The organism is Bradyrhizobium sp. Leo78 (assembly GCF_059512425.1).
The window spans coordinates 204,250-227,723 of the sequence record NZ_JCAMOT010000008.1 but is presented as its reverse complement, the minus strand read 5'-3'; the positions used below and the strand labels follow the sequence as shown (position 1 = coordinate 227,723).

The 23,474-nt window shown below is 63.5% G+C and carries 20 protein-coding genes; 8 read left to right on the top strand and 12 right to left on the bottom strand.

The window, feature by feature from the left end:
* Positions 1-50: 50 nt before the first annotated feature.
* The 3 genes from AC5ZG1_RS13440 to lptF all read right to left on the bottom strand — a co-directional run bounded on the left by AC5ZG1_RS13440 (position 51) and on the right by lptF (position 4,803).
* Positions 51-2,444, bottom strand: coding sequence for an LPS-assembly protein LptD (locus tag AC5ZG1_RS13440; RefSeq protein WP_474419420.1), 2,394 nt, complete (start codon positions 2,442-2,444; stop codon positions 51-53).
* Between the two features lie 98 nt (positions 2,445-2,542).
* Positions 2,543-3,640 carry an LPS export ABC transporter permease LptG gene (lptG, locus tag AC5ZG1_RS13435; RefSeq protein ID WP_028165903.1) on the bottom strand — a complete coding sequence of 366 codons (1,098 nt, stop codon included), beginning with the start codon at positions 3,638-3,640 and terminating at the stop codon, positions 2,543-2,545.
* Positions 3,637-4,803 (bottom strand): LPS export ABC transporter permease LptF, encoded by a 1,167-nt coding sequence (gene lptF / locus AC5ZG1_RS13430; protein WP_028165902.1) that lies wholly within the window; start codon positions 4,801-4,803, stop codon positions 3,637-3,639. The genes lptG and lptF overlap by 4 nt, the downstream gene beginning before the upstream one ends.
* Positions 4,804-5,156: 353 nt before the next feature.
* Between lptF and AC5ZG1_RS13425 the strand changes: the two genes are divergently transcribed.
* From AC5ZG1_RS13425 to AC5ZG1_RS13415, 3 genes are all read left to right on the top strand, one after another.
* On the top strand, positions 5,157-6,659 hold the full coding sequence (locus AC5ZG1_RS13425) for a leucyl aminopeptidase (protein WP_496133140.1): 1,503 nt from the start codon (positions 5,157-5,159) through the stop codon (positions 6,657-6,659).
* A 6-nt stretch (positions 6,660-6,665) separates the two neighbouring features.
* The gene (locus AC5ZG1_RS13420; RefSeq protein ID WP_496133139.1) at positions 6,666-7,118 is read left to right on the top strand and encodes a DNA polymerase III subunit chi; all 453 of its coding nucleotides are present in this window, start codon (positions 6,666-6,668) and stop codon (positions 7,116-7,118) included.
* Between the two features lie 223 nt (positions 7,119-7,341).
* The gene (locus tag AC5ZG1_RS13415) at positions 7,342-7,854 is read left to right on the top strand and encodes a hypothetical protein (RefSeq protein ID WP_496133138.1); all 513 of its coding nucleotides are present in this window, start codon (positions 7,342-7,344) and stop codon (positions 7,852-7,854) included.
* A gap of 884 nt (positions 7,855-8,738) precedes the next feature.
* On the opposite strand, the gene AC5ZG1_RS13410 is transcribed toward AC5ZG1_RS13415, so the two are convergent.
* The 3 genes from AC5ZG1_RS13410 to AC5ZG1_RS13400 form a co-directional block, all read right to left on the bottom strand.
* Positions 8,739-10,601 carry an ABC-F family ATP-binding cassette domain-containing protein gene (locus tag AC5ZG1_RS13410; protein WP_130228043.1) on the bottom strand — a complete coding sequence of 621 codons (1,863 nt, stop codon included), beginning with the start codon at positions 10,599-10,601 and terminating at the stop codon, positions 8,739-8,741.
* A 164-nt stretch (positions 10,602-10,765) separates the two neighbouring features.
* A complete protein-coding gene (locus tag AC5ZG1_RS13405; protein WP_130228044.1) occupies positions 10,766-10,966 on the bottom strand; it encodes a hypothetical protein in 201 nt (66 codons plus the stop codon).
* Positions 10,967-11,168: 202 nt separating this feature from the next.
* Complete coding sequence (locus AC5ZG1_RS13400) at positions 11,169-11,417, bottom strand: hypothetical protein (RefSeq protein ID WP_028165897.1); 249 nt, start codon at positions 11,415-11,417, stop codon at positions 11,169-11,171.
* A 354-nt stretch (positions 11,418-11,771) separates the two neighbouring features.
* On the opposite strand from AC5ZG1_RS13400, the gene ndk reads away from it, so the two are divergent.
* Entirely contained in the window at positions 11,772-12,194 is a 423-nt protein-coding gene (gene ndk, locus AC5ZG1_RS13395) for a nucleoside-diphosphate kinase (RefSeq protein WP_028165896.1), read from the top strand.
* A 173-nt stretch (positions 12,195-12,367) separates the two neighbouring features.
* The gene (locus AC5ZG1_RS13390; RefSeq protein WP_130228045.1) at positions 12,368-13,207 is read left to right on the top strand and encodes a TerC family protein; all 840 of its coding nucleotides are present in this window, start codon (positions 12,368-12,370) and stop codon (positions 13,205-13,207) included.
* A 223-nt stretch (positions 13,208-13,430) separates the two neighbouring features.
* On the opposite strand, the gene ppx is transcribed toward AC5ZG1_RS13390, so the two are convergent.
* From ppx to AC5ZG1_RS13370, 4 genes are all read right to left on the bottom strand, one after another.
* Positions 13,431-14,933 (bottom strand): exopolyphosphatase, encoded by a 1,503-nt coding sequence (ppx, locus tag AC5ZG1_RS13385; protein WP_208826966.1) that lies wholly within the window; start codon positions 14,931-14,933, stop codon positions 13,431-13,433.
* A gap of 124 nt (positions 14,934-15,057) precedes the next feature.
* The gene (locus tag AC5ZG1_RS13380; protein ID WP_130228047.1) at positions 15,058-17,238 is read right to left on the bottom strand and encodes an RNA degradosome polyphosphate kinase; all 2,181 of its coding nucleotides are present in this window, start codon (positions 17,236-17,238) and stop codon (positions 15,058-15,060) included.
* Positions 17,239-17,357: 119 nt separating this feature from the next.
* Positions 17,358-18,044, bottom strand: coding sequence for a P-loop NTPase family protein (locus tag AC5ZG1_RS13375; RefSeq protein ID WP_496133137.1), 687 nt, complete (start codon positions 18,042-18,044; stop codon positions 17,358-17,360).
* Positions 18,045-18,130: 86 nt separating this feature from the next.
* Positions 18,131-18,673 carry a CDP-alcohol phosphatidyltransferase family protein gene (locus AC5ZG1_RS13370; protein WP_028165891.1) on the bottom strand — a complete coding sequence of 181 codons (543 nt, stop codon included), beginning with the start codon at positions 18,671-18,673 and terminating at the stop codon, positions 18,131-18,133.
* Positions 18,674-18,832: 159 nt separating this feature from the next.
* On the opposite strand from AC5ZG1_RS13370, the gene purM reads away from it, so the two are divergent.
* The gene (purM, locus tag AC5ZG1_RS13365) at positions 18,833-19,906 is read left to right on the top strand and encodes a phosphoribosylformylglycinamidine cyclo-ligase (protein ID WP_028165890.1); all 1,074 of its coding nucleotides are present in this window, start codon (positions 18,833-18,835) and stop codon (positions 19,904-19,906) included.
* Positions 19,903-20,556 (top strand): phosphoribosylglycinamide formyltransferase, encoded by a 654-nt coding sequence (gene purN / locus AC5ZG1_RS13360; RefSeq protein ID WP_028165889.1) that lies wholly within the window; start codon positions 19,903-19,905, stop codon positions 20,554-20,556. Before purM ends, purN begins: the two co-directional genes overlap by 4 nt.
* Positions 20,557-20,646: 90 nt before the next feature.
* On the opposite strand, the gene AC5ZG1_RS13355 is transcribed toward purN, so the two are convergent.
* On the bottom strand, positions 20,647-20,850 hold the full coding sequence (locus tag AC5ZG1_RS13355) for a cold-shock protein (protein WP_028165888.1): 204 nt from the start codon (positions 20,848-20,850) through the stop codon (positions 20,647-20,649).
* A gap of 372 nt (positions 20,851-21,222) precedes the next feature.
* On the opposite strand from AC5ZG1_RS13355, the gene AC5ZG1_RS13350 reads away from it, so the two are divergent.
* Positions 21,223-22,404, top strand: coding sequence for an autotransporter outer membrane beta-barrel domain-containing protein (locus tag AC5ZG1_RS13350; protein WP_496133136.1), 1,182 nt, complete (start codon positions 21,223-21,225; stop codon positions 22,402-22,404).
* On the opposite strand, the gene AC5ZG1_RS13345 is transcribed toward AC5ZG1_RS13350, so the two are convergent.
* Positions 22,394-23,458, bottom strand: a complete 1,065-nt coding sequence (locus AC5ZG1_RS13345) for a LysR family transcriptional regulator (protein WP_496133135.1) — start codon at positions 23,456-23,458, stop codon at positions 22,394-22,396. The two genes, AC5ZG1_RS13350 and AC5ZG1_RS13345, sit on opposite strands and share 11 nt — an antisense overlap.
* Positions 23,459-23,474: the final 16 nt, after the last annotated feature.

Below are 23,474 nucleotides of genomic sequence, written 5' to 3'. Positions count from 1 at the left end.
TCAGCCATATCAACCTATCCGCACCGAATTTCGGCGGTGCGGATCACGCTCTACTGAAAGCCGCCGTTCGCGCCGCCCGCCGTCGTCGTCGTGGTCGCGATCGTCCGCAGCCCGATTTGGAACATGAACGAGTGGCTGAGGACTGGCGGCGTCGAGGGGGTGGAGTAGGTGTATGACGTGACATAGTTCGCTGCCAGCACGAAGCAGTCGTCCACATAGCCAGCGCCGACGACGTACTGATTGATCTTGTTCGCTTCAAGGTCCCAACGCGCAGAGCCGGATACCACCCAGTTCGAGGCGACCTTGACCGAGGCGGTGGTCAGGATGCCTTCGCGACGGGTGAGATAGCCGAGTTCCGGTTGGGCCGCGTAGTTGCCGTAGAGCAGGCTGACCGACCAACGGTCGAAGTTCGCGCGTCCCTCGGCCTCGAAGCGGTTGATGTTCCAGGTAGCCTCGTCCATTCGCGATCGGACGCTGAACGTGTAGGTCCGGTTGGGCGAATAGCTGACGCTGCCGACATAGTCGGATGCGGCATGCTGCAGGCCCGAATCGAGGCCGGTATTGGTCGCATCGGCGACCGCGAACGAGTTCAGGCCGAACAACTGGTAGGACTGTCCGAACAGCACCTTCACGGCACCGCCCCGATCGAACTGGGTGGTCGCCTGCACGCCGACGTTGGCACGGCCGCCGCCCTCGACACGGTCATAGCCGGAGAACTTGTCGACCGAGAACAGGTTGCTGGTGTCGAACACGAGGCTCTGTGCGTCCTCGTTAGGCAGCTTGCCGGCATAGGTCTCGTTCGGGCGGATGATGACCTGCGCGATCGGCTCGAGCGTGGTGGTGCCCCACGGCTGCACATTGATGAACGGGTAGCGATATTCGAGGCCGACGGTCGGCATCAGGCGCAGCGCCTGCGTCTCGCCGACGGGAAGGAAGTTCGAAACACCGGGCTGATTCGAGACTGAAGAATCGATCGCGTCGGCGCGAACGATCGCGAACGGCGTCCATATCTGGCCGAACGGGTCGGTGTATGATCGCCGCCATTGAGCTTCGGCCGTCAGGCGCGTGTAGGTGCCGGGGAAGCCGCGCAACAGGCATTGCGACGGCATCCGGGCCAGGGGATCGGCGGATGCCGTGGTGCACAGGCCGGCGGTGTTGGCGAGCGTCGTGATCGGGTCGAAGACCGCCTGGTCCCGCGTCAGGCTGGTGAAGTTCACCTTGTAGCTGAACTCGCCGCCGAAGATCGGGCTGTTGATCACATTGTTATAGTCGATCACCGGATGGACCACCGGCACCTGGCTCTGGTTGCCGGAGTAGCTCAGGTAATAGATCGTGCGCGCATCGAAGAAGCTGCGATTGCCGACGCCGGTCAAGTAGAGCTGCGAGATCGCTTCTGTCGGCAGGCTCAGGAACGCCGCAAATGGGTCCCGGTACTGGGCAAGCCGATAGTCCTGGAAGAAGTAGTAGTCGGACAGGAGCACGCCGTCCCAGCCCCAGACCCACTTGTCGTTGATCGCGAACTGGCCGTGGGTATCGATGCCGCCTCGGAACTGGCGGTCGCCCGGCTGGCCGGCGAAGGCGCCGCGGTCGAGCTGGTCGATGCCATAGGCGCGGATCGAGTAGGAGCCGTCCAGCAGGCGCTGGCGGAATTCACCCTGGAGCAGGACGCCCTGGCGCGTCGTAAAGCGCGGGTTGAAGGTCGCGTCATAGTCTGGGGCGAGCGCGAAATAATAGGGGATCTCGACGGCGTAGCCATAGGTCGATGCCTGGCTGGGATTCGGCATCAGGAAGCCGCTCTTGCGCTTCACGGTCGGGTCGGGCGTCGAGAAATAGGGCATGTACGCCATCGGAACGCCGAAGAACTCGAGCTGGGCGTTCTCGAAATAGAGCATCTTCTCGGTCTGGTTATGGATGATGCGGGCGCCTTTGACCTGCCATAGCGGCGGCTTCTTCGGGTCGTCCTTACACGGCGCGCAGGCCGTATAGACCCCGTTCTCGAACACCGTGTAGTTGCCAGCGGACCGGTCGGCACGGGTCGCCGCCATGCGCGTCTGATCCTCGGTGTCGACGCGCAGCGAATCGACGAAACCATCCCGGTAGTCGTCGCTGAGATCCATGATGTTGGCGTAGGTGATCTTGCCCTGGGCATCCGTGAAGCGGATGTTGCCCTCGGCATGGAGGCGCTTGGTCTTCTGGTCGTAGATGACCTTGTCGGCCTCGACGCTGGTGCCGTTGTAGAACATCTGCACGTTGCCGACCGCGGAGACGCGCTGATTGTTGTAGTCGTAATCGACTTCGGTCGCCTGCACGAGCATCTGCCCGTCATTCCGGGGCGGGGCCGGAGTCGGTTTCGGCGGCCGAGGATTGTAGGTGAAGCTCTGCGCGGCGGCGGGCGTCGTCAGGTCAACGCCGATCGTCCCCGTAAGGATGAATCCAACGGTCAAGGTTAGTAGGAAGCCGGCCAAGCGAGTCCGCTGACGGCGCACGGTACTGCGCCGCCTGAACGCAGGCGACTCCAACTGGCGGGCGGCGACAACGGCCACTACCCGTCCTCCTGATATAGCAAGGCCAAGAAACCGGTGAGGCCGCCCACGCACACGGGCAACCACGCCGCAGCGATGGGATGCATCAACTCAGCCTTGCTCAAATCTTCAGTTACTTTCGAAAGCACGTAGAGCAGAAAGCCCGCACCCACGCCACTCAAAACCATCTTTTGCACGCCGCCGAACCGGAAGAAGCGCAAGCTGACCGAAGCGGCCAAAAGCACCATCGCAGCCAGCAAAAACGGCTGTGCAATGAGCTTGTGGTACTGCAGCCGGTAGCCCGCGGTTGCAAAGCCCGAGCTCTCCGACGAGCGGATGTAGTTCGGTAGTTGCCAAAACGACACAGTTTCCGGGGTGGAAAAGCTGTTGCGGACCTGGGCCGGGGTCAGCGTCGTGGCCAGGTAGAAGCTGTCCTGATCGATCGGGGGCTTGTCGAGGGAGTATCGACGTACTCCTTTGAACACCCAGCGGCCCTCGTCGAGGGAGGCTTCGCGGGCTTCGATTCGCTCCTTGAACTGCAGGCTGGTGTCGAAGCGGAATACGGTCAGCCCGGTCAGGCGCACGCCCTGCTGCTCGCTGCGGGCGGCGTTGATGATCGACTGGCCCTCGCTGTTGACCTGGTTGAGCCAGAAGCCGGAGGCGTCCTGGATGCCGCCGCCGGGCGCCGAGCCGAACAGCTCAGCTTCCATCTGCTTGGAGAGCTCGCGCAGGTTTGCCGACATCGGATTGTAAGCGGTGGTCGCCCCGATCCCCAGCACGATCGCGCTCGCCAGCGCAGGCGAGATGAACTGCCAGGCCGAAACGCCGGCGGCGCGCGCGACCACGAGCTCGAGCCGGCGCGACAGCGCGAGGTAGCAGGTCATGGCCCCGATCAGCACGCAGAACGGCATCAGCTTCTCGAGTAGCTGCGGGACGCGGAACAGCGAGGTCTCGGCGACCGTGATCGCGGAGGCCGTGACCAGCCCGGAGGTCTTGCGCACCATCTCGATGTAGTCGACCAGGACGAGCAGCACGAAGATGCCGACAAACACGCCGACGGCCGAGATCACGAAGCGGCCGGCGAAATAGCGCCCGAGCGTGTTGGTGACCATGCTCATGCGGTGGCCGGCCTTCCGAACAGGCGCGCGATCCGCGCATTGGACCTGTTGATGGCTTCGATCAATCCGGGGGGCGGCTCCACCACCACGCCGCCGATGATCATCCAGAGCCCGACGCCGATGCCGCCGAGCAGCATCAGGTACTGTGCGCCGACGGCAAGCGACGATTTCACCGCCATCACCGAGCAGGCGAATCCAGCCATGCGCAGGCCAAGCACCGCGAGAACCGAACCGCCGATCGAGAAATTGCGACTCTGGCGCGTCGTGCGCGGCGCGCCCAGGAAGGCGAATGTGAGTGCGGCAAATGCGAACGGATAGATCGGCGCCATGAAGCGGTCGTGCAATTCGGCGCGGAACTGGCCGGACAGTTGATCAAAGGTCGGATCATCAGCCGCGGGCCAGATCAATTCCCACAGATATCGCTCGCGAATCCCCAGCGTGACGTCGCGCTGGCTGGAGAATTTCGACATGTCGAACGCGTAGCGGCCGAAGGCGACGAGGGCAGGGTCGCGCTTGCCGGCTTCGAATCGCTGCAGGTTGCCGTCCTCCAGCACCAGATACGAACCATTCTCGTTCTTCAGCACCGTGCCATGGTCGGCGATGATGGTGACGCGCTCCTTGGGATCGCGGCGATCGTCGACAAAGATGCCGCCGAGCACGCCGCCCGGCAGGCGTTCACGAATCCGAATCGTCAGGTTCTGGTCGAGCTGGGCGAAGCGGCCGGGCTGCAGGATATTGGTGAGCACGTCGGCGGTGATCTCGGCGTCCCATTGCTTGATGCGCCGCATGCCGTCGGGCGCGAGATAGGCGCCGATGAAGGCGACCAGCGCGGCGACCACGCAGGTGGCATAGAAGAAGGGACGGAACAGGCGGAATGGAGAAAAGCCCGCGGCGTTCATCACGATGATCTCGGAATCGGTCGCGAGCTTGTTCAGCGTGTGCGAGACCGCGATCATCAGCGCGATCGGCGCGATGATCAGGACGAGTGCCGGAATCACCAGGCCAGTGATGCCGAGGAAGGTGATGATGGTCTGACCCTGGCTGGTCATCAGGTCGATGCCGCGCAACGCCTGGGTAATCCAGATCACGCCGGTGAGGCTGATCAGGACTACCGCAAACGACGCGAGCGTCGTGCGGAAAATATACCTGTCAATCGACCCCATCCCGTTACCGCAAGATCTCACTTGGCACGCCAAAACGCACGGCTTCCCGACCAATCCCTTCGAAGGGCTCCCCTTTGGCCGTGCCGCTTATCCGTCCAGCCGTCATCCTCTCATTACCATCCCTTTGATCCGTCAACAAAATGGCTGAGCCAAGGCGCTTCTTCCATATGGTTAATTATTCCTCTTTGTGACGTTCCAGCCACGCCGCGCTTGGCAGTGCGGCGGCCGGCAGGCCATAGTGTTGATAAACCCCGGGGCTGACCGATCTGGACGGCCGCGAACCAACATTCCACTTACTACCCACGCAAGCCGGTTCCCGCCTGCGACAGCCCTGATTCTGGAGGAGTTTACCGATGTCCGACGCCGTAAAGGTCGGCTTTGTCCCGTTTTCCGCGCCCGTCCGGGGCCTGACGGTGGTGTTTTGCGATGAGGCCCTGAAGTTCGGCGCGGCGACCGACAAGGCGCTTGGGAAGGCGGCGGAGACGGTCAAGCGGGCAGCCGCGGCCAACCAGTTCAAGGGCAAGAGCGGCGCGATTCTCGATATCCTGGCGCCGGAGGGAATCAAGGTCGAACGCCTGATCGTTGTCGGAACCGGCAAGGCGTCGGCGCTCAAGGAGAAGGATTTTCTCAAATTCGGTGGCGTCGCTGCCGGTAAGCTGAACGCGGCGACAGATACCGTCACCGTGATCGCCGAGTTGGCCGAAGGCGCGATGAAGGCGGAGCAGGCTGCCGCCATCGCCTCCGGTATCCGGCTCCGGGCCTATAAATTCGATCGTTACAAGACCAAGAAGAAGGACGGCGAGAACGAACAGGTGCGCGCCGATGTCTCGATCGCGGTCGACGATGTCGCCGCCGCCAGGAAGGCATTTGCGCCTGACGCCTCTATTGTCGAAGGCGTCGTCATCGCGCGTGACCTCGTGAACGAGCCGCCGAACGTGCTCTATCCCGAGGAGTTCGCACGCCGCGCCAGCCAGCTCCGCAAGATCGGCGTCGACGTCGAGGTGCTCGACGTCAAGGCAATGACCAAGCTCGGCATGGGCGCGCTGCTCGGCGTTGCGCAGGGCTCGGCGCGGCCCGGCCGCGTGGTGATCATGCGCTGGAACGGCGGCAAGAAGAGCGAGCAGCCGGTGGCATTCGTCGGCAAGGGCGTCTGCTTCGATACCGGCGGTATCTCGATCAAGCCGGCCGGAAGCATGGAGGACATGAAGGGCGACATGGGCGGCGCGGCCTGCGTGGTCGGGCTGATGCATGCGCTGGCCGCGCGCAAAGCCAAGGTCAACGCGGTCGGCGCCATCGGCCTGGTCGAGAACATGCCCGACGGCAACGCCCAGCGTCCCGGCGATATCGTCAAGTCGATGTCGGGCCAGACCATCGAGATCATCAACACCGACGCCGAAGGCCGGCTCGTGCTCGCCGACGTGCTCTGGTATGTGGCCAAGAAATTCAAGCCGAAGTTCATGGTCGATCTGGCGACACTGACCGGAGCGATCATGGTCGCGCTCGGCACCGAGCATGCCGGCCTGTTCTCCAATAATGACGAATTGGCCGATCGGCTCATCAAGGTCGGGCAGGAGACCGGCGAGCGGGTGTGGCGGATGCCGCTCGGCTCCGAATACGACAAGCTGATCGATTCGCAGTTCGCCGACATGAAGAATACCGGCGGCCGCCACGGCGGCTCGATCACCGCGGCGCAGTTCCTGCAACGCTTCGTCGACGGCACGCCCTGGGCGCATCTCGACATCGCGGGAACCGCGATGGGCGCGCCGAAGACCGACATCAACCAGAGCTGGGGCTCGGGCTACGGCGTTCGCCTGCTGGACCGCCTGGTCGCGGACTACTACGAGGCGAAGAAATAAGCAGGGATGACCGAGGTCCTGTTCTATCATCTGCAAGGCATGTCGCTGGAGAGCGTGCTGCCGCCGCTGCTCGAGAAATCGCTGGAGCGTGGCTGGCGGGTGGTGGTGCAATCGACGTCGCTGGAGCGCGCCGAGGCGCTCGACGCGCACTTATGGACCTACAGCGACGATTCCTTCCTGCCGCACGCCACCTGGCGTGTCGCCGACGCATCGGATCAGCCGATCATCCTTTCGATCGACGACGGTAATCCGAATCGCGCCAATGTGCGCTTCCTGGTCGACAATGCGGCGATGCCCGAAGACAGCGGCAGCTATGAGCGGCTGGTGCTGGTGTTCAACGGCGACGACGCTGAGGCCGTTGCGGCGGCGCGCGCGAACTGGACCGCCTGCAAGGCGAACGGATTCGAGGTGACCTATTGGCAGGCCGACGAGCGCGGCCGCTGGCAGCGCCGGCAATAGAAGGTTGCGGAATTAATGATAATTTGCACTTTGTGTCCCGGAGTCGGCGGGAAGCCACGGTCATGCCGCAAAGGGATGGTCGGACAAAGATTTTAGGGCAAAGGCGCGCGCCGCGCGTAAGGCTTGGGGTATCGCTCCGCGCAAAAAAGCGCGGCGGGACAAGAGGGTAGAGACGGGAGCCCAATCGATCGTGCGAGACGGAACACTTATTCGGAAACCTCTGTTGGCCCTGCTGCTGCTTGCGCCGGTCATCTCCGGCTGTTCCGGCGGCTCGGATATTTTCTCAAGGGATGCCGAATGGTTCTCGCGGCCTGGCCGGCTGTTCATCCGCAACATTTCGATCGAGACGCCACCGCTGTCGCCGACCAAGCCGGTCACCGCCGAGGACATGGTCAGCGCCGAGGGCGGATGCCCCGGGATGGCGCCGGCGGGGCCTGCGAGTGCCAATGCGCTCGCCGACGGCGCCGGCGGCGCACCACCGCCGCAGAGTACCGGGACAGTCGCGCTGGGACACACTGAGTGCGATGTGGTCCGCGGCATCGGTGCGCCCGACAATGTCGGTCTCTCCAAGAATGAACGCGGCGATCGTGTCGCCGTCGTCACGTATACGCATGGGCCGCGCGCCGGCATCTACACGTTCACCTCCGGCCGCCTGTCGTCGATCGAGCGCATTGACGTGCCCGCGCCGCCGCCGAAGGCCGGCAAGCCGAAGGCGAAGAAGCACGCTGCGACGTAAGGTCGGCGAATTTCAATAGTGGGCAAAAGCGCGCTAGCGCTGTGCCGACCATCTGACGCTCTGCTCGTGATAGTGGGCACGCCCACCCGACAGGGTCGCTGCAGACTTCTGATTCAATTTTCAAACAGCGGACCCTACGTCAGCTTCAAACAGCAGTAGGGATGTGCGTCCGCACTCTCGCGGCGTATCACGCCCGAGCTTTGCATCACTTTCCGCCCTCCTCGAAGACAGAGGGCGCAGGGAAAGCCGGGTGCCGGTCGCACCCATGGGTCCCGTGCAACAAAAAGCACGGGGGTAGGACCACAGGTTCAACCGAAGCATTCCGGCTTTCCCTGCGCAGTGGTTTACGGCTTATTTCGCGCTCTCCCTGGTGACCGGGCTTTCTTGCCACCATCGCTGTGTTCAACGAACAAAACTTAGCGCCAGCGTCGGGGCGCCAGGACCACACGACTTCGCCGTCCGCTGATGTTGCGTTCGTCTTTCGCAACACCCGCGTCCACCGCATCTCACCGCAACGTTCGTGACGATCGCGACCCGCCCCTCATCTGGGTGAGACGCGCGGAGTTAAATCACTGATTTGCCCGGCGGCGAAAGCGGAATGTTTTTCGCAAGCCGACTGGACGGGCCAAATCACGTTGATTGAATTAAAGAAAATCGCGCGAACGATACGACGTCGTCATCCCAGGCAAAAGCGCGAAGCGCGTCTTCGCGCAGATGTCCCGGGCATCCACGTCATTCCACGCGCTCGAGAACGTGGATGGCCGGGTCAAGCCCGGCCATGACGGTGAGGAGGGAGTGTCGCGCCCCGGAATGACGGAGAGTGAGGGGTCCGTGGCATCCCTCGAGACACCGCTTCGCGGCTCCTCGAGATGAGGACGCATGGGCTAACCCGCCGCTTCATCCGAGAGCGAGCTTGCTTCCAGCCATTCTTCTTCGGCGCGCTGCAGTGCGGTTTCTGCGCCGGCGCGTGCCTGGGCGAGTTGTGCTGCCTGCTTCGGATCACGTGTGAACAGGTCCGGCAGCGCGAGCGCCGCGTCGATCTTGGCAATGATGCCGGTGATGCGTTCGATCTCGGCTTCGGCTTGCGCGATCCGCTGCTTCGGAGGGATGCGCTTCTCGCTTTTCGGACGCTCGGGCTTGGTGCTCTCCTTGCTGCGTTCGCGCGAAGCCGGGCGTATCTCATTCGCGGACAATATCGTCCTGCGGTAGTCGTCGAGATCGCCGTCATAGCTCGTCACGGTGTGGTTGGCGACGACCCAGAGCCGGTCGGCGCAGGCCTCGATCAGGTAGCGGTCGTGCGAGACCATCAGCACGGCGCCGGGAAAATCATTGATCGCCTCGGCGAGCGCGGCACGGCTGTCGATGTCGAGATGGTTGGTCGGCTCGTCCAGGATGATCATGTTGGGCGCGGCGAAGGTCGCAAGGCCGAGCAGCAGCCGTGCCTTCTCGCCGCCCGACAGGCTCTTCACCAGCGTATCCCCCGCCTTGCCGGAAAAGCCGATGGCACCGACGCGGGCGCGTACCTTGCTCTCCGGCGCATCCGGCATCAGCTTGCGGATGTGGTCGTAAGGCGAACCGTCGAGATTGAGCTCGTCGACCTGATGCTGCGCGAAATAGCCGACCGAGAGCTTTTCCGCGCGCGTGATCTTGCCGGAGAACGGCGCGAGCCGGCCCGCGAGCAGCTTCACCAGGGTCGACTTGCCGTTGCCGTTGGCACCTAACAGCGCAATGCGGTCGTCGGTATCGATGCGCAGCGTGACGCGGTTCAGCACCGGCTTGTTCGCATCATAGCCGACGGCGACGTCATCGACGGCGATGATCGGCGGCGACAGCGTCTTCTCGGGCACCGGAAACGAGATCTCGTGTACGTCCTGCGTCACCAGCGCGGTGACCGGCTTCATCCGCTCCAGCATCTTCATCCGCGATTGCGCCTGCCGCGCCTTCGAAGCCTTGGCCTTGAATCGGTCGACGAAGGCCTGCAGCCGCTTGCGCTCCTCAGCCTGGCGCTTGGCGTGCTTTGCATCGAGCATTTCGCGCGTGGCGCGCTGCTCCTCGAACGAGGAATAGGTCCCCTTGTAGAGCGTCAGCCTGCGGTGATCGAGATGCAGGATCTGGTCCACGGAGGTGTCGAGCAGGTCGCGGTCATGGCTGATCACGATCACGGTACGCGGATAGTGGGCAAGATGATCCTCCAGCCACAGCGTGCCTTCGAGGTCGAGATAGTTGGTCGGCTCGTCCAGCAGCAACAAATCGGGCGCCGCAAACAGCGTCGCGGCAAGCGCAACCCGCATGCGCCAGCCGCCGGAAAATTCGGCGCATGACCGCGCCTGGTCAGCCGCCGAAAAGCCGAGGCCGCTGAGGATCGCGGCGGCGCGGGCAGGGGCGGAATGGGCGTCGATGTCGACGAGCCGGGTCTGGATTTCCGCGATCCGGTGCGGATCGTGCGCAGTCTCGGCTTCGCGCAGCAGCGCGTCGCGTTCGATATCTGCCTTCAGCACGATCTCGATCAGGCTTTCGGGACCATTGGGCGCTTCCTGCGCGAGGCTGCCGATCCGCCAGCGCGGCGGAATCGTGATGCTGCCGGCTTCGAGCGGAAGATCACCGCGGATGGCATGAAACAGCGTCGACTTGCCGACCCCATTGCGGCCGACAAAGCCGACCCGGGCGCCGGGAATGATCTGGACCGAGCTGTTCTCGATCAGAAGCCGCCCGGCGATGCGGACGGATATGTCGGAGATGGAAAGCATGCGGCGTTGTCACCGGAGCCGCCGCCAAACGCAACCCATCAATCCGGTAAATTATGCTCCAGCTTTTCAACTTTGCAGAGTTGCTCGAACTCGGCCCCGCGGGGCCTTCCTTCGTTTGAGCATGATCTTTTCGGAAAACCGGTTTCCACTTCTCGGATCATGCTCTAATGCAGGCCGTCTTCCTCGCGCCGGCGCAGCTCGTTCAAGAGATGCTGCAACTGAGAGGTCAGCGACGATTCCGGGCGCAAGCTTTGCTGCAGCCGTTCGCCGACCGCGTCGCAAATGGACCGGCAGGTCTTGTGATCGAGCAGCTCAAAATCAGCGTGGCTTCGGCTATTCATGATCGGTCTCTCGGCGAGTTCCATCTCGCCTTGCTTGAGCGAAAGCTCGCAAGGTCAAGTCCGACAGGCTGAATTTGTTTCCGATTGTCGCGCGTCCACATCCACGCTCGTGGGTAGCAGACCAGCGGGTTCCATGCGCAAAAAAGCCCCGGCGTTGCCGCCGGGGCGCTCAAGTCTTGGGGGAGTTTAGGTTGGGGGAGTTCAGGTTGGGGGAGTTCTGGTCAGGTCAGTAGCAGCGGTTGACGAGGCGCCAGCGAGGGCCCCAAGGGGTCGGCACCAGGCGCCGCGTGTAGCAGCCGCCATAACCGGGGCCGCCGTAGTAGGCGGGGCCGCCGACAACGACGCGCGGACCCCAGCCCCAGCCACGATGCCAGCCACCGTGCCAACCGTCCCAGGCCGAGGCGGAGGTCGGCGCCAGCGCAGCCGCGCCGAGCGAGGCCGCGGCAAGAGCGACAAGCGAGAATTTACGTAGCATGGTCGTCTCCTCGAGTTTCGGCGCCGTCGGAAGCGCCGGCGGTGACAATATCGCCCGTGACGCCCTCGCTTTAGCTGTGTGGACAAGCTTCGAAGGCGTCCGATCGATGCAGAGCTTAGGCCGCGCCGCCTGAACGGGAGCGCGACGGCTGCTACAGAATGGGTTCACGTTCGTGAAATTGTCGTAATCCGGGGCCGGCTAAGGCTGTGCCGGCCCCGGGGGCTGACGCTGATCCTGATCGCCAAATCGTGCCCAAACTAAAGGGCGAGGGCGACACCGGGTCGCTTGCCGTCGCAGGATCACGCCGATATAAGCCCCCGCAACTCGTTAACCAGCGTTTGCAAGGACGATATTATGGCGACTGAACGCACTTTCTCGATCATCAAGCCCGACGCGACGGAGCGTAACCTGACCGGCGCGGTCAACGCACTGATCGAGAAGGCCGGGCTCCGGATCGTGGCCCAGAAGCGGATTCGCATGACCCGTGAGCAGGCCGAGACCTTCTATGCCGTCCACAAGGCGCGCCCGTTCTTCGGCGAGCTGGTCGAGTTCATGACCTCCGGCCCGGTCGTGGTCCAGGTGCTGGAAGGCGAGGGGGCGATCGCCAAATATCGCGACGTGATGGGCGCCACCGACCCGTCCAAGGCCGCCGAAGGCACGATCCGCAAGCTCCATGCGAAATCGATCGGCGAGAATTCCGTGCATGGATCCGATGCTCCGGAGACGGCTGCGATCGAGATCGCGCAGTTCTTCTCGGGCAACGAGATCGTCGGCTAATACGCTGGAGGAGTTTCGGTTCTGATGGAATCAGAACCGAAACTCTAGATCTTGTTTTGACGCGTTTTCTTCACGCGAACCGGTGCCCACTTCGCTCGAAAACGCTCTAATACAACGAAGTTGCGGCGGGCTGAGCGTCGCGAGGGGTGGCCGCAAGGCCGAAAGGAAGCGCTGTGGACTGGCTGTGGCAGATCGTTGATCCCGCGAATCTCGCGGCTTTCTTCACGCAGTTCAAGAGCGAGATGGCGACCTCGACGTTCTGGGTCGCCGTCGGCAAGATCATCTGGATCAATGTGCTGTTGTCGGGCGACAACGCATTGGTAATCGCGCTGGCCTGCCGCGGGCTCGCGCCGCGCCAGCGGCTGTGGGGCATGATCTTCGGCGCGGCGGCCGCGGTGATTTTGCGCATCATCTTCACCGGCATCGTCGCGACCTTGATGGAATTCCCTTACCTCAAGCTCGTCGGCGGGTTGGCGCTGATCGTGATCGCGGCAAAGCTGCTCGTTCCCGAACATGATGACGAGGACAGCGTGGATGCGGCCGCGCATCTGTGGGCGGCGGTGCAGATCGTCGTCGTCGCCGACATCGTCATGAGCCTCGACAACGTGATCGCGGTTGCCGCCGCTGCCAATGGCAGCGTGCCGCTTCTGGTGCTCGGCCTTGCGATCAGCGTGCCCCTGATCGTCGCGGGCGCGGCGTTGATCATGGCGCTGCTCAGCAAGCTGCCGGTGCTGGTCTGGGCCGGCGCGGCCCTGCTCGGGTGGATCGCCGGCGATGTGATCGCGACCGATCCGGCGGTCGATCCGAAGCTCGATGCGCTGTTTGCCGGTCCGGTCGGCAACACGCTCGATTCCTGGCTGGGCACGCTCGGCATCGGTCCGCATTTTGCCGGCGGCGGCCATGGCGGCGAGATCGCGCTGGCGCTGCTTGGCGTCATCGTGGTGCTGGTCGTCGGATCGATCTGGCGCCGGCGCGCGCTGCATCACGCCGAGCGGGCCGCCAAGGCGGCCTGAAAGGCTCGATGCTAAGGCTCGATGAGATGAAGTCGAATTGTATCCGCTATGGGTGCTGCCTCTTCACCTCTCCCAAAGGGAGAGGTCGGCGCGTAGCGCCGGGTGAGGGGATTTGCTCGATCGAGGGACCGTAACCCCTCACCCGCGCCTTCGGCGCGACCTCTCCCTTCGGGAGAGGTGAACTTGCGGCCCCAGGCTGATTCAACCAAATGACATCATGCTCTCAGCGCCGTACGATCGAACCGGTGCGTCCGACCAGACGCGCCAGTTGCTTGAAGCGGCTGCCGACGCGGTCGGCGACGAGATCGACCATCCGGTGCTCGAACACCAGCATGAGTTTGCGTCCGTCGGTGCGGAAATGGGTTGCCGGCAGCACGCCGGGCCGTGCCGCCGAGATCAGGTGCGCGACGCGAAACGCGGCGCCAAGCAGGCGCGCGCGTTCGAGCATCGTGTGCGGCACCATCTCCTGGACGATTTCCGGCGGTTCGTTCTCCAAGCTCAGGCCGGCGTAGCGGTAGAATACCGAGAGCGCGACGAAGGTGCGGCCCTGATGGGTGATCGAGCCGAAATTGCCGTTGGTGATGAGGCTGAGCGTTTCCTCGCCGCGGTGATCGGGATGCACCCGCCAGCCGATATCAGACAACAGGCAGGCGGCATGGCGCAGCCTGCGGTCCTCGTCGGTCTCGCGCAGCCTCACGACGCGCACCAGCCGATCGGTCCAGGCGATCAGTTCCTCCGCGTGGCGTGCCGATCGCGAGAGCAGGCCGTTCATGGTCTGCGCTGCGCAGATCAGGCCATCCTTGGCGCGCTCGGCTGGCGGCAGCATTTCGTAGAACAGGCCTTCGCGCACGCCGAAGGTGGAGAACACGATCGTCTTCGGCTTTGCCACCCGGATGATGTATTCAAGAACGAGCGCGGCGTAGGTGAGCAGCGGCCGCCGCGCGTCGGCTACAGCCTCGATATTGGCGAGCAAATTGGCGGCCGCCAGCCGGCGCAAGCGCTGCGCGAAATCGAGCGCGTCGGCGGCGGGAATCGAGTAGCCGTGCATCACCTTGAGCGGATAGCCGCTCTGGATGATGTGGATGCGCGCCAGCGCGCGCCAGGTGCCGCCGACCGCGTAGAAATTGCGGCCGCGGCCCGCCTTAAGTTGCGGAACCTCGGACAGTTCGTTGCGGACGATGCGCTCGGCGCGTTTCAGCGATTTGTGCGAGAGGTCCTGCAGCGCGAGGCTGCCGAGCGGCAGCGTCACGCCGCTGTGGACGCGATTGCCCTTGACGTCGATCAGTTCGACCGAGCCGCCGCCGAGATCGCCGACGATGCCGTCGGGCTTGTGCACGCCGGAGACGACGCCCAGGGCGGAGAGCTTGGCTTCCCGTGGACCCGATAGAATTTCGATCCGCGTTCCGCAGATGCGTTCGGCTTCGGCGATGAAATCAGGACCGTTCCTGGCGTCGCGACAGGCGGCCGTCGCGATCGCATAGACGCGGCCGACCCTCTGGATCCGGCACAGTGCGCGAAACCGCCGCAGCGCCGTCAGCGCCTTTGCGACCGCATCCTCGGCAAGAAGCCCGGTGCTCTGCACCTCGCGGCCGAGACCGCACAGCGCCTTCTCGTTGAACAGCGTGGTGAGGTTACGTGACAGCGACTCGTAGATCACGAGACGCACCGAGTTGGAGCCAATATCGATGACAGCGACGCTGGTAGCGCGCTTGCGCGGTCGCTTCACCGGAAAGTCCCCTTGTGGTGGCTAGAGCATTTTCGGTTCTGATTGAATCAGAACCGAAGCTCTAGATTGTTGTTTTGACGTGTTTTCTTCACGCGAACCGGTGTCCACTTCGCTCGAAAACGCTCTAGCGCTCGTTGCGGCGAGTGAGACGGCGCGGCGAAGATTCCTTGAGAGACTTTCCACGGCCCGACAGACTCGGATTCGTCATGAAGTAATTATGAAGGTTGAAAGGCTCCTCGCCTTTCGCGGCCTTCATACGCGTTGACGATCCATCGGGCAACAATCGCCAGCTCTGCTCCGTATCCTTCAGATTCGCGACCATGATCTGTTCGAGAACCTGCTGATGCACCGTGGGATTTTGCAGCGGGCAGAGCACCTCGACACGGCGGTCGAGGTTCCGCGGCATCATGTCGGCAGAGGAGATATACACAGCCGCTTTCGCGCTGGGCAGCCCATATCCCATGCCGAAGCAATAGATTCGGCCGTGTTCCAGGAAGCGGCCGATCACCGATTTGACGCGGATGTTCTCGGAAAGTCCTGATAACCCCGGCCTGAGGCAGCAGATGCCGCGCACCACGAGCTCGATCGGCACTCCCGCCTGCGATGCTTCATAGAGCGCGTCGATGATGTCGGGGTCGACGAGCGAGTTCATCTTCATCCAAATCGCGGCCGGCCGGCCATGACGCGCGTGACCGATCTCGCCCTGGATGTGCTCGATGATGCGCTTGCGCAGCGTGAGCGGCGACACCGCCATCTTTTCGATGTCGCTCGGCTCGGCATAGCCGGTGACATAGTTGAACACGCGCGCGGCGTCGCGGCCGATGACCGGATCGCAGGTGAAGTAGGAGAGATCGGTGTAGATGCGCGCGGTCACCGGATGGTAGTTGCCGGTGCCGGTGTGGACGTAAGTGGTAAGATTGCTGCCCTCGCGGCGCACCACCATCGACAATTTGGCGTGGGTCTTGAGCTCGATGAAGCCGTAGACCACCTGCACGCCGGCGCGTTCGAGGTCGCGCGCCCAGCGGATGTTGGCTTCCTCGTCGAAGCGGGCCTTCAGCTCGATCAGCGCCGTTACCGACTTGCCGGCCTCAGCCGCTTCCGCGAGCGCGCGCACGATCGGTGAATTCTGCGAGGTGCGATAGAGCGTCTGCTTGATGGCGACGACCTCGGGATCGCGTGCGGCCTGCTGCAGGAACTGCACCACGACGTCGAAGGATTCGTAGGGGTGGTGGACGATCAGGTCCTTCTGGCGGATCGCGGCAAAGATATCGCCGCCATGGTCGCGCACCCGTTCCGGATGGCGCGGCACATAGGGGGTGAATTCGAGATCGGGCCGGTCGAGCCGGGTGAGTTGCGACAGCTCGTTCATGGCCAGCACGCCGTCGACCAGGAAAACCTCGTCGTCGGCGGCGTTGAGTGCGTGCTGCACGAACAGGCGCAGCTCCTCCGGCATCTTGGCCTCGATCTCCAGCCGGATCACCGATCCGCGCCGGCGTCGCTTCAACGCGGTCTCGAACGTGCGGACGAGGTCTTCGGCTTCTTCCTCGATTTCGATTTCGGAGTCGCGGATGACGCGGAAGGCGCCCTGGCCCATGACCGTGTAGCCCGGGAACAGACGTCCGATGAAGAGGCCGGTGGCCTGCTCCAATGTGATCAGGCGCAGCCGGCCCTCACTGGGGATGCGGATGAAGCGGTCAATCTTGCCGGGCATGCGGATCAGCGCGTTCATCGCCTTGCCGTCGGAGATCCGGGACAATTGCAGCGCCACCGTGAAGCCGAGGTTGGGAATGAACGGGAAGGGATGTGCCGGATCGATCGCGAGCGGTGTCAGCAGCGGGAAGATGCTGTGGAGGAAATGATCCTCGATCCAGGCCCGCTCCGTCTTGGTGGCGTCTCGCCCGTCGACGAGCTGGATGCCGACTTCCGAGAGCATCGTGCGCAGGTCGCTCCAGATCGCCTGCTGGTCGGAGGCGAGCTTGGAGACGGTCTGGTTGATCAGGACGAGCTGTTCGGATGGCGTCAGCCCGTCGGGGCTGCGCTCGGGAATGCCTTCACGGACCTGCGCCTTGATACCGGCGACGCGGACCATGAAGAACTCGTCGAGGTTATTGGCTGAAATCGACAGGAATCTCACCCGCTCGAGCGCGGGGTGGCCGGGATTGACGGCCTCTTCCAGCACGCGGCGATTGAAATGCAGCCAGGAAAGCTCGCGGTTGATGAAGCGTTCGGGGCTCGTTGCGATCGCCGGCAGCCCTTCAGCAACCTGTTCTTTCTCTTGTACTTCAATAGGTTGTGCCGATTCCATGAAGTTCTCGATCCATTCGAGTTCAGGCCCAGAGCCACTTAAGCAAATCCAACGCAAACCCTGTGATAAGTGGATGACGTTTCGATGACATTGACGTTCCGGAAGCCCGCGCCGTCAAGTCACAGGGAGCAGGCGTTGCGCCACAGTTCCGCTGCCAGCGCCCGCGTCACCGGCCGGCCGAGCCGCAGCGCCTCGCTGTCGAGCAGCTCCACCGCCTGGCGGGCGGCGGCGTAGGAACGCTCGATCCGGCTGGCGAGATAGCTCACCAGTGATTCGTCTACGGTCATCTGTCGGTCCGTGCAGTATTTGACGATCAGGCCGCGAAACAAGAGATCGTCTGGCGGCAACAATGACACGGTCGGTACCGCGCGCAGCCGTGACCGGAGGTCGCGCAATTCGATCTCGAACGCGGAGGGCGGAATGCGAGCGGTCAGCAGCACGAAGGCTTCGTCCTGGCGGGCAAGATTGAGCAAGTGAAACATCGCGCGCTCGTCGAAGCCGTGCGGGTTCAGGTCTTCGACCACGAGTGCACCCGTCGCAAGGTCCGCCGGCACGGCCTCGGCCGACAGTGCGTGCGCCGCGGTCGAGCGCGCGCCGGCCCGCTCGGCCCAGATCGCGGCGAGGTGGCTTTTCCCTGATCCTTCGGGGCCGACCAGCAGCATGATGCGGTTCGGCCAGTCGGGCCAGCTCTCGATCAGAGCAAGGCCGGCCTCATTCGCCGTTCCCTCCAGGAAGTCGTCGCGGGTCAGGCTCTCCGCATGTGGCAACGCCAACGCAAGCTGACGAGGGTGAACGCTACCTGCCACGCAAAACTCTCCGGGACTTCCGTTCTCTTGACGCGTTTTCTTTACGCGAACCGGTGCCCACTTCGCGCGAAAACGCTCTTTACGCTCTAACGCGCTTCGATCGTGCTCATGTGCCGCACCCACTCCACGAGATAGAGGGAGACGGAAACCAAAGTAAAGATGGTGACAAATCCCATCAGGATCAGATCGTAAGGCCTTGGCTGGAAACCGAAACCGAGTGAGGCCAGCACCAGGGCTGCGAAGGCAACCTGAGCCCCCGTGTTAAGTTTCGAGACCATCAGCGGTTTTATCTCGACCGGCTTGTCGAACAGCCAGGACACAATCACAGCCGCTACGATCATGATGTCGCGCGAGACCACGAGGATGACGAGCCAGCGCGGCACCGCGCCCCAGATCCCGAGCGCCACATAGATCGACACCAGCAGCGCCTTGTCGGCCAGCGGATCGAGCAGCGCGCCGAGCTCGCTCGTCATGTTGAAGCGCTTGGCGAGGAAACCGTCGACGGCGTCGCTGACGCCGGCAATCACGAAGATCGCAAACGCGATTTCCATCTGGCTGGAGACGATCGCCCAGACGATGACCGGCACCAGAATGATGCGGCCCAGCGTGATGATATTGGGTATGCTCAACTCGGTCGCTTCCCGGCTACCGGCCTGAATTCACGGAAGATTCGGCCCTTTTGGGGGCTGAGCCGGCTGTTATCTACATAGTATACCGCCTGCCGCCTTGCGAGCCATTGCGCGGGGGCGGAATTCCTCGTAACCAGCCGTCTTCAACTGGAATTTTGCATGACCGAGCGCAAGAACGGCCTCACTTACGCGGATTCCGGCGTCGACATCGATGCCGGCAACCGGCTGGTCGATCTGATCAAGCCGATGGTCCGCGCCACCGCGCGCGCCGGCGCGGACGCCGAGATCGGCGGCTTCGGGGGTCTGTTCGACCTGAAGGCGGCCGGCTTCAAGGACCCGGTGCTGGTGGCCGCGACCGATGGCGTCGGCACCAAGGTCAAGATCGCGATCGAGACCGGGCTGCATGACGGGATCGGCATCGACCTGGTGGCGATGTCGGTCAACGACCTCGTGGTGCAGGGCGCGGAACCGCTGTTCTTCCTCGACTATTTTGCCTGCGGCAAGCTCGACCCGGAGGCGACCGCCGCGATCGTCGCGGGTGTCGCCGAGGGCTGCCGCGAATCCGGCTGCGCGCTGATCGGCGGCGAGACCGCGGAGATGCCGGGGCTCTACAAGGACGGCGATTACGACCTTGCCGGGTTTGCAGTCGGCGCCGCCGAACGCGGGACGCTCTTGCCGCGGCCGGATATCGCCATCGGCGATGCCGTGATCGGCCTTGCTTCCTCCGGCGTTCACTCCAACGGATTTTCGCTGGTGCGCAAGATCGTCGAGCAGTCGCGCGTCAGCTTCGACGCGCCGGCGCCGTTCTCGCCGGTCATGACGCTCGGCGGCGCGCTGCTGGCGCCGACCAAGCTCTATGTCAAATCGTGCCTGCGCGCGATCCGTGAGACCGGGGCGATCAAGGGGCTCGCCCACATCACCGGCGGCGGCTTCACCGACAACATTCCGCGGGTGCTGCCGAAGCATCTGGGCGTCGGTATCGATCTGGCCCGGCTGCCGGTGCTGCCGGTGTTCAAATGGCTGGCGGAAGCGGGCGGCATCGCCGAGCTCGAACTGCTGCGCACCTTCAACTGCGGCATCGGCATGATCGCGATCGTGAAAGCGGATGCGGTCGAGCGCGTCATGGAGGTGTTCACCGAGAGCGGCGAGACCGTGACGCTGCTCGGTGAGGTGATCCACGCGACCGGCGATCATCGCGTCGTCTACAACGGCCATCTCGATCTTTCGCAATGAAGCGCAAAGTCGCCATCCTGATTTCCGGGCGCGGATCGAACATGGTCGCGCTGATCGAGGCCGCGAAGGCGGAAGACTTTCCGGCCGAGATCGTTGTGGTGATCTCCAACCGAGCCGACGCCGCGGGCCTCGCCAAGGCCAGCGCGAGCGGCATTCCGACCGTCGTCATCGAGAGCAAGCCGTTCGGCAAGGACCGCGCCGGCTTCGAGGCGATGCTGCAGCGTGCGCTCGACGAGAAGAACGTCGAGCTGATCTGTCTCGGCGGCTTCATGCGGCTGTTCACGGCCGAATTCGTGCAGCGCTGGTACGGCAGGATGCTCAACATCCATCCGTCGCTATTGCCGTGCTTCCCCGGCCTCGATCCGCATGGCCAGGCGCTTAAGGCCGGCGTGAAGATCTCGGGCGCAACCGTGCATTTCGTGATCCCGGAGACCGATGCCGGGCCGATCGTGGTGCAGGGCGCGGTGGCGGTCGCCGATGACGATACGCCGGAGACGCTGGCGGCCCGCGTCATCCAGATCGAGCACCAGATCTATCCGGAAGCGCTGCGGCTGCTTGCGGCAGGCCGGCTCAGGCTGGAGGGCGATGTCTGCAAGACCGCGGAGAGCGCAAAGCTATCCGGCACGCTGATTTCGCCCGCGGCGAAATAGTGCAACGCTACATCTGACGCCATAAAGAAATCCCCCCGGGGTGATGCCGGGGGTAGCAATCATGATTGCCTAAGTGGATCGTGATGGAGTCTAGGAGACCTTGAGGTTTTCCGCGGATGCCTTGCCGCGGTTCTCCACCAGGTCGTACTCGATCGTTTGGTTTTCGTTGAGCGTAGAGAGTCCCGCACGCTCAACCGCCGAGATATGGACGAAGACGTCCTTGTCGCCGACGGCCGGCTTGATGAACCCATAACCCTTGGTCGGGTTGAACCACTTGACGGTACCCTTCGGCATCGCCTGTCTCCTCGTCTAGACGTAAAAAAGACGCGGCCACGCTTCGCGCGTGCCACGCCACAAACCGGCTTCCGGCAGTCTGATCAAATTCCGATTCTTAGACTTCAAGGTCACGAAACGCACAGTCGAACGGCCCAATCCGATTGTACCGGTGATTGCAACACGAAAATTGCGGGTTAGCAAGCCTTTGGTGTGCCACGGAAAATCGGTGCTCCGCGGCAACGCCTGTGGCCGATCGACAACAACGTTGCGGCTTCGGGCGAAGTGTGCCGGGCCGCGCGATTGACGGTCCCGGCGAGTTAAGGGCAAATCGGCCGATATCGATCGCTTTTTTCGCATTTTTCAGGCTCGCGTCGTTTGGGAATTAAATACATGCGCTGCTCGTGGCGTCCGTCGCGAGCAAGCACCGCCGGAGGGGGCCGCGGCCTTGCATGGGCGTTTGCGGCCGCGCTTTGCCTGGCCATCGGCACGATCGGTTCGGCGCAGGCGCAATCGCGGCCGCCGACGATGCCCACACTAACCCCGACTCCACCCCCAGCGCCGAGCCCGACGCCGAGCGTAAGTCCGGCGCCGATCCCGTCGCCGACAGCCAGCATCGTTAACGCCGATCTCGCGGCGGGCCCGGCGATAGCCAATCTTGGCAGCAACTTCCTGGAGCGGATCGGCAACCAGGCGACCAGTGGCTTCAACCGCTTATGGCGGACCAACCCCGGTGGAGGAGGTGCCTCCGAGAGCGTCGAGGCGCCGCGCTTTCGCACCTGGTTCGAGGGCTACGGCATCTCCGCGCGCAACGACGCAGTCGGGGATTTCGTCGGCGACCGCCGCAAGACCTGGGGCGGGGTGGCCGGCATCGGTGCGCGGATCGCCCCAGGCATCAATCTCGGTTTCTCCGTCGACCAGAGCCGCACCGACATCGATGTGCCGCTCGCGCTGCAATCGGCGGCCATCGATCTGAGCCAACTCGGTGCCCACGCCACCGTCGACAAGGGGCCGTGGACCTGGGCGATCGCCGTGGTGCACGGCTTCGGCAACATCCGCTCCAGTCGCGATACCGGTCTTGGTTTTGCCACGACGGGTTACAACGCCAAGCTCGATGGCGCGCTGAGCGAGCTCAGCTATTACTGGGACAAGGACCAGAGCCGAATCGTGCCGAAGGCGAGCCTCGAATATGTCCGCGCCAGGACCGGATCGTTCCAGGAATTCGGCGGCCTCGATCCGGTCTTCGCCAGCGCCGCCACCGTGGAGCGGATGCGGGTGATGATCGGGGCGGAAGTCGGACACTACTGGATCTTCGACCAGAAGGTGTTCGACCTCTCGGCCTATGGCAAGTTCGTCGACAATGTCGCGCAGAACTTTGGCGATGTCACCGTCAGCCTCGGCAGCCAGAGCATCACGCTGCAGGGCATTGCCGAAAGCCAATATGGCGCAGATGCCGGCGCGGCGGCGTCGCTCAGCCTGACCAATACCGCGCGGCTCTATCTCAACTACGACGGCAAATTCCGCGCCGCGATGCAGTCGCACCAGGGCACACTCGGCGTCGAGTTCAAGTGGTAGTCGTCTCGGTCGGGAAAGGCTTTGGAGCCACGTAGTTCTGCAATCCGAAATGTTCGCGCGATCCCACCATGAGCGGCGTCAATTCGTCGGGATGGATGAATTCGTCTCGGAAGCAGGCATAGACCTTGGGATCGAAGATGCTCTTCAGCCATTCGATCATCAGCGTGTGACGGTCCGAGTGGCGGAACTGACGATGATAGCAGAGCCATAGATCCAGTTGGTGGTTGACGCCGAGGTCGACCGCGACCAGCGGCGCGCCGAGCGCAATCACCGAGCTCGGCAGGAAGCCGATTCCCGCGCCCTGTTCGACGGCGTAGAACGCGGCCACGCTGGAATTGGTGGAGATGCCGACGATGCCCTCCAGCGAGTCCACGCCGAGGATCCGCTTGTAGGTGCCGTCGCCATGCGGCACGCCATCCTGCTTGACGATGCGATGGTGCCTTAGCTCGTCGAGCGACGTCGGCAGGCCGTAGGCATCGCAATAGGCTTTCGAGGCGAAAGCGTGGATGTGCAACCGGCCGATCTTCGTCGCGATCAGTTCGGGATCGCTGGGGCGCTCGACCTGCAGCGAGATGTCCGCCTCCTGCCGCGGAACTTCAGCGCAGTCAGATACGCAACGCAGCTCGACGATGATGTTGCGATAGGTCCGCTCGAACGTGATCAGGCGCGGCAGCACCCAGAAGTTCCCGGGTGCCTCGGTCACCGCGATCCGCACGGTGCCGCTCACCTCCGCCGGCGCCCGCGCGCGCCTGACGATGTTGAGGCTGAGACGCTCCATCTGTTCCACATCGAACAGCAGCGCCCGTCCTTCGCCGGTCAGCGCCAGTTGTGCCTCGTCGCGCGAAAACAGTTGGCAGCCGAGATCGTCCTCGAGCTTGTCGATCTTGCGCATCATTGCGGTTGCCGGCACGCCGAGGACGTCGGCGGCGCGGCTGAAGCTGCGGCTCCGTGCGCAGAGCAGGAACACCCGCAAATCTCCCCACTCAGGGCGAAGCGCGTCTTCAAGTTTCTTGCGCTGCATGGGCGCAGCGCTGCCGACCAGATCATGCGGCATACGTTTCTTGTCCCGT